A 540-nucleotide genomic window follows, 5' to 3' on the forward strand; every position below is an offset into this window, starting at 1 on the left:
GATTTCATCAGCGTGCGGCTCAGCGCCGTGTTTGGACCATGGGAGCGCGCAACAGGCGTACGGGATACGCTCAGCCCGCTGATGCAGATTTTCGCGGCGCACGCGAAGCAGAGCGCCGCCATTCTGGTCCGTTCCGGCGTGCGGGACTGGATCTATGCGCCCGATGTCGCCGATGCCATGACTTTGCTGATTGAGGCGCCGAAGACGCAGCATCGCCTCTACAACATCTCAACCGCCACGCCGTGGTCAGCGCTGGAATGGGGCCAACAATTGACGGAATCCAATCCGGGCTTTGTTTGCCGCCTGGCCAGCGTCGGCGAAACCCCAACCATCGATCTGCATAGTGACAGCGACAGGGCACCGCTATCGGTCGCGCGATTGGAGCAGGAATTCGGATGGCGCGCCAAATTCGGCTGCGCCGACTCAGCCGCGGATCTGATCGACTGGTCGGCACGGCACAGCATAGGATGATGACATGAGACTTCAGGGGCGTACGGCAATCATCACCGGCGGAGGCTCTGGCATCGGCCAGGCCAGTGC

1 protein-coding gene is annotated in these 540 nt (G+C 62.2%); it reads left to right on the top strand.

The window, feature by feature from the left end; genetic code table 11:
• The coding region (locus AC1DS5_RS25505) for an NAD-dependent epimerase/dehydratase family protein (protein WP_477721031.1) at positions 1-471 on the top strand (471 nt) is incomplete at its 5' end.
• Between the last annotated feature and the right edge of the window lie 69 nt (positions 472-540).

This window comes from Polaromonas sp. P4_H1 (genome assembly GCF_056400945.1).